Consider the following 5439-nt stretch of genomic DNA (forward strand, 5'->3'; position numbering starts at 1 on the left):
CTTGGTAAATATAGATAGCTAACAAAAGTATCTACTTCCCAAGAAGCATCCACTTCAAACGACCCGTAAGGGTGTTAAGTGGCGTGTAGTTCACTAGAGGCAATAGGGGAAGAATGCAATCAGTATGATTATAGTATGTTGATATTGCAAACAAATTATGATCCCAAAAAAGAAGCGAAGTTTTTTGATATGTTGAAGCATAGAATTGTAGACGGGCTTATTTTTGGTTCTAGCGTGTTGTCTTCTGAAAAGGTGGAATCCACTTTGTCTCAAAATAAGATTGTATTATGTGAATCGTGTGCAAATAAATCCATCCCTCATGTATTCGTTGATCACAGTAAAGGGATGAGAATGGCAATGGAACACCTTATGCATAAGGGACATACTCACATTGGATTATGTATTGGCAACCCACTAAGTGGCGTAGGGGTAGTTAGAAAACAATCCTTTTTACAGCTGTTAAAGAAAAACAGGTTAGAGTGGAAAGATGCATGGTTTTTCAAAGAAAAATTTACTGTGGAGGATGGTATAGCATTAGCAAAAGAAATGATGAGCATGGAGCAACTTCCTACAGCTTTCGTAGTAGGAAGTGATCAAGTCGCTGCTGGTATGATGTATGAATTAAAGAGACAACACGTTCAGATACCGCAAGATATTGCGATTGTTGGTTTTGATAATCAACCTATAGCGAAAGTAACAGGGTTAACAACGATATATCAACCTATACAAGAAGTTGGCCGCAACGCTGTTACATTGTTATACAACGTCGTGCATCATGAGAATATACCATATTTCAATGAACTGGAAATGAAATTAATAGAAAGAGATACAACATGAGAGAGTCACTAAAATGCTACAAAAGCAGCTCCTATACTATGCCTCTGTTCCTTGGTTATAATATGTGGCTTTCCCTTGTGAAAGTTCATAGATCCCTTCTGAATAATAAGGAGTCCGAGCTTCAACTTGTTTTATGTCAACCCATTCCAACTGCAAGATTTCCTCTGGCATTTTAATTTCTTCCACTCCACCTACAATGCAGGCTTCAAAAGTAAAGAAGATAACATGTTGCTTTATTTTTTGGAATTTACACTCGTTAATGGCTAGTACTTTGCCTGGTTTAATATTTAATCCCGTTTCTTCATACACTTCTCGCATGATAGCTTCTTCTAACGACTCGGCTACCTCCACTCTTCCACCTGGTAAAGACCAATATCCCTCATGATTAAATACCATTAATATTTGATTACACTTATTTTTGATTAGCGCGTACACTACTTTTACCTCTTCCATATAGACCTCCTAGTACACCCATACATATAATTTAGTCATGCAAATAGCCAAAATTACAACAAATATAAAAAAAATTACTTAATCCAAAACTTGCTACAAAACGACTGTAAATATAAATATATCAAGGCAAAATCAATGATTAAACCATTAAATATCATTTAAGTTTTGCCGATAACGATGTAATACGGAATAAAGCTAAACATGTTTATTACAGCTAGAATATCATAGAAAAACTATTTTGTAGGCTATTATTTCGGTTATTTTTCATGCACTACAATATGATTACATGAACAAAGGAGGAATAGCTAGATATTATTAGCTAGACATGACACTGAATGACATCAATGAAAGAGTGAAAGTTCACTACAGACTACAAAATGAATGACACTAATGGGGGAGAATCAAATGAAAAAAATATTTTCAATCATGGCAGTTGCAGTACTTACATTTTCAATTAGTACCGTCTATACATTGGCAGAAGGTGATAATTCTACAGTAGAACCAGCTTTCGACGTTAGATATGAAACGTTCTGGGATTTACTTGATAGCAACTTCAACCCAAAAATTCCTCAAGAAGATAGGTGGATGTTAGATTACTGGGTAGGTGATTATATAAAAAATGAGCCGGTGGATTCGGAAGGAATCAGGGTAACAGTAAAAGTTGCTGCAGATGAAGAGTTCCGTGCAAAACATGAAGGATATTGGCAAGAATACACTTTCCAACTTATTGAAAAAATGGATGATTCTATGTACCGTGACTTTAACATTAATTTCACTATTGAGGAATATGCAGAATGGCAAACTGATGGTAATTCTGCTGTGGATATCACTCATGAATTGAACAGCGAGATGAGAGATGATGAAAATTTTGATTTTGTGATTGGTTTTACTATAGATGAAAACTATGATAGTGCTAAAGGGATGGCTATTACATGGGCAGGTGTAAATACTGTCTATGGTGTTGAAAGTCCTAGCAAAATGTGGCGTACTATACTTCATGAAGTGGGCCATAATTATGGGATACCTCATTGTGAACTTCCTAATATAGATTGTATTATGGGTCATAACTTGCACAAAGTAGATCATTTTTGTGATGATCATACAGAAATGTTTGAGGAAAATAAGTATCTACACGGTACACCCCAATAAATATACTGTTGTGTAATAACAATGTCATTTAAATCATTATCAAGCTCTCATCCCTAGCTATTGGCTGTGAATGAGGGCTTTTGTTACGTTTTGAAAAGATAGGGCGTGGTTTAAGTCCCTTCACTGCTTAGCTGTATCTAATATAAAAAATTATTTAAAATTTGTCGATAAAGATGAAATACGGAATATAGATAAACGTTATATTAAAGCAAAACTCCTGATGAATGAGACATTGGTAGGTTGTACATTCCGTTATTATCGACATCATAAGACTTCTATATGCGAAAAGGAGGGGACGGTAAAAACAAATCACGAAAATAGTAATCACTCAACATTAGGTGAACGACGAAAATGGGGGAGTATAAAATGAAAAAAATATTTTCAGTTATATCAGTTGTAGCGCTTACATTCTCATTAGGTACAGTTTATACGGAAGGTAAAGGTGGTATTTCTACATTAGAAGCCGCTCCAGAGGTTACTTCCAATCACGAATCTAGTAAAAATCATAAATCTGACGAATATCATTTGCATTCAGTGGAATTAAGTAACGCAGCAATGAATGGAAGTGCAGCTAACAGAAGCACAACAAGAAGGCTAGATCATAATCATGAGCCATCTAATGCGCCAGGTATTAGGGTGACAGTCAAAGTAGCTGCAGATGAAGAGTTTCGAGAAAAATACGGATGGTATTGGAAAGGATACACATATCAAGTTGTTGAACGGATGGATGATGTTCTATATCGTGATTTTAACATTAATTTCACCGTTGATTCCAGGGCAGAGTGGGAAACAGATGGTAAGACTGCTTCCGAAATCACACATGAACTGAAAGATGAGATGAGAGACAGTAACTATGATTTTGTTATCGGTTTTACCAAAGACCCCAATTACAGTGGTGGTATTGGTGGACAAGCTATTCCAAAGGTAGGCTTAAACACAGTGTTCGATCAATACCCAGATGCAACATGGCGAGCATTACTTCATGAAGTGGGTCACAACTATGGGTTAGGTCATCATGATTCACATGATGAGACAGATTGTATTATGGGTCATAATATGTATTCTGTAGATTTTTTCTGTGATTATCATGCGCAACAACTGAAGGAAAACATTCATCTGCACGGTACGCCTCAATAATTAAAAATGTTTTTTTACCAACTAAAGCAGTTCATGATAATGTTCATACCTAGTGCCTAGTAATTCAATCACAAAATTATTAGATATTCACAACAAAGTGATTGACACTAATGGGGGAGAATAAAATGAAAAAAATATGTTCCATCATAGCAGTTGCAGCACTTACATTCTCATTTAGTAGCGTCTATACATTAGCGAAAGATGAAACTTCTACACTAAATGACACTCCAGAGTTAAAAGAAAATTCCAGAAGTGCTTATGATACTTATGAAACGTATTCTTATTGGGATTTATATGATGACGATTTCAATCCAATACTCCCTGAAGAGGACAGGTGGCTGTATGACTACTGGGTAGATGATTATATAAAAACTGAGCCAGTTGACGCGGAAGGAATCCGGGTGACGGTGAGAGTAGCTGCAGATGAAGAATTTCGAGCAAAACATGAGGGATATTGGGAAGAATACACAAACCGACTTATTGAAAGGGTCGATGATACGCTGTACCGTGACTTTAAGATTAATCTCACCATCGAAGATTTTGTAGAATGGCAAAGCGACAATCAGTCTGCGGAGGATCTTTTACGTGAACTGGATCATGAGTTGAGTGATGGTACTTATGATCTTGTGATTGGATTTACCAACGATTCGAATTTTAATTATCCTTCCGGGAAAGCTTTTTATTGGTCGGGAGAAAGCATAGTCAAACATAGACCAAACACTGCTCAATTATGGCGTATTATTCTTCATGAAGTGAGTCACAATTATGGGTTAGAACATTGTCATCCTGAAGAACGAGGAGATTGTATTTTAAATGGCTATTATTATAAAGTAGATACTTTCTGTGATTATCATAAAGAAGTACTCAAAGAAAATATTAATTTATATGGTACAGCGCAATAATTAGACTAATCATTTATAGCAAATCACAAAAATAATAGGTTACTAGAGTGAACGATGAAAATGGGGGAGAATAAAATGAAAAAAATATGTTCTATCATAGCAGTTGCAGCACTTACGCTTTCAGTAAGTACCATTTATACAGTAGCGGAAGATGATACTTCTATATTAGAAGCCGCTCCAATGGCTGTCTCCACGCAAGAAACTCACGAATCTCACGAATTTGATTTGCATTCAGTGGAATTAAGTAATGCTTCAACAAGTGTCAATCGCAACCAATCAAAAAGAATAGATCATAATTATGAGCCACCTAATTCACCAGGTATTAGAGTCAAAGTGAAAATTGCTGCAGATGAAGAATTTCGAGCAGCATATGGATGGTATTGGAAAGGGTACACATATCAAGTTATTGAACGGATGGATGATGCTCTATACCGTGACTTTAACATTAATTTTACCGTCGATGCATGGGCAGATTGGCAAACGGATGGGGAAACTGCTTCCGAAATTACACATGAATTGAACCAAGAGATGCGAGATGATGAAAATTATGATTTTGTTATTGGTTTTACCAAAGATCCCAACTATAGTGGTGGTATTGGAGGACAAGCTATTCCATGGGTAGGTGTAAACACCCTGCTTGATCAATACCCTGATGCAACATGGCGTGCATCTCTTCACGAAGTCGGTCACAATTATGGGTTAGGTCATTATCATCCAAATGGTGAAGTGGATTGTATTATGGGTCAAAATATGTATTCTGTAGATTATTTCTGTGATTATCATACAGAAATACTGAAAGAAAATATTAATTTATTTGGTACTCCTCAATAATTAAAAATGTTTTTTTACCAACTAAAGCAGTTCATGATGATGTTCATACCTAATGCGTAGGGGGAAAATAAAATGAAAAAAATATTTTCAATGATAGCAGTTGCAGCACTTACATTCTCATTTGGTAGTA

At 35.9% G+C, this 5439-nt stretch carries 6 protein-coding genes; 5 read left to right on the plus strand and 1 reads right to left on the minus strand.

Annotated elements, in window-relative coordinates; genetic code table 11:
• Positions 1–78: 78 nt before the first annotated feature.
• Positions 79–837 carry a substrate-binding domain-containing protein gene (locus tag D1Z92_RS14890; RefSeq protein ID WP_128896471.1) on the plus strand — a complete coding sequence of 253 codons (759 nt, stop codon included), beginning with the start codon at positions 79–81 and terminating at the stop codon, positions 835–837.
• A 36-nt stretch (positions 838–873) separates the two neighbouring features.
• On the opposite strand, the gene D1Z92_RS14895 is transcribed toward D1Z92_RS14890, so the two are convergent.
• The gene (locus tag D1Z92_RS14895; protein ID WP_128896472.1) at positions 874–1290 is read right to left on the minus strand and encodes an NUDIX hydrolase; all 417 of its coding nucleotides are present in this window, start codon (positions 1288–1290) and stop codon (positions 874–876) included.
• Positions 1291–1695: 405 nt separating this feature from the next.
• On the opposite strand from D1Z92_RS14895, the gene D1Z92_RS14900 reads away from it, so the two are divergent.
• The 4 genes from D1Z92_RS14900 (at position 1696) to D1Z92_RS14915 (ending at position 5309) form a co-directional block, all read left to right on the plus strand.
• Positions 1696–2439, plus strand: a complete 744-nt coding sequence (locus D1Z92_RS14900; RefSeq protein WP_164931641.1) for a M12 family metallo-peptidase — start codon at positions 1696–1698, stop codon at positions 2437–2439.
• Between the two features lie 366 nt (positions 2440–2805).
• Complete coding sequence (locus tag D1Z92_RS14905; protein ID WP_164931642.1) at positions 2806–3576, plus strand: M12 family metallo-peptidase; 771 nt, start codon at positions 2806–2808, stop codon at positions 3574–3576.
• Positions 3577–3701: 125 nt separating this feature from the next.
• Entirely contained in the window at positions 3702–4478 is a 777-nt protein-coding gene (locus D1Z92_RS14910) for a M12 family metallo-peptidase (protein ID WP_164931643.1), read from the plus strand.
• 75 nt (positions 4479–4553) lie between these two features.
• Entirely contained in the window at positions 4554–5309 is a 756-nt protein-coding gene (locus D1Z92_RS14915) for a M12 family metallo-peptidase (RefSeq protein ID WP_164931644.1), read from the plus strand.
• Positions 5310–5439 lie beyond the last annotated feature (130 nt).

Origin of the sequence: Longirhabdus pacifica (genome assembly GCF_004115085.1) — a bacterium.
Taxonomy (GTDB): Bacteria; Bacillota; Bacilli; order Paenibacillales; family DSM-105158; genus Longirhabdus; species Longirhabdus pacifica.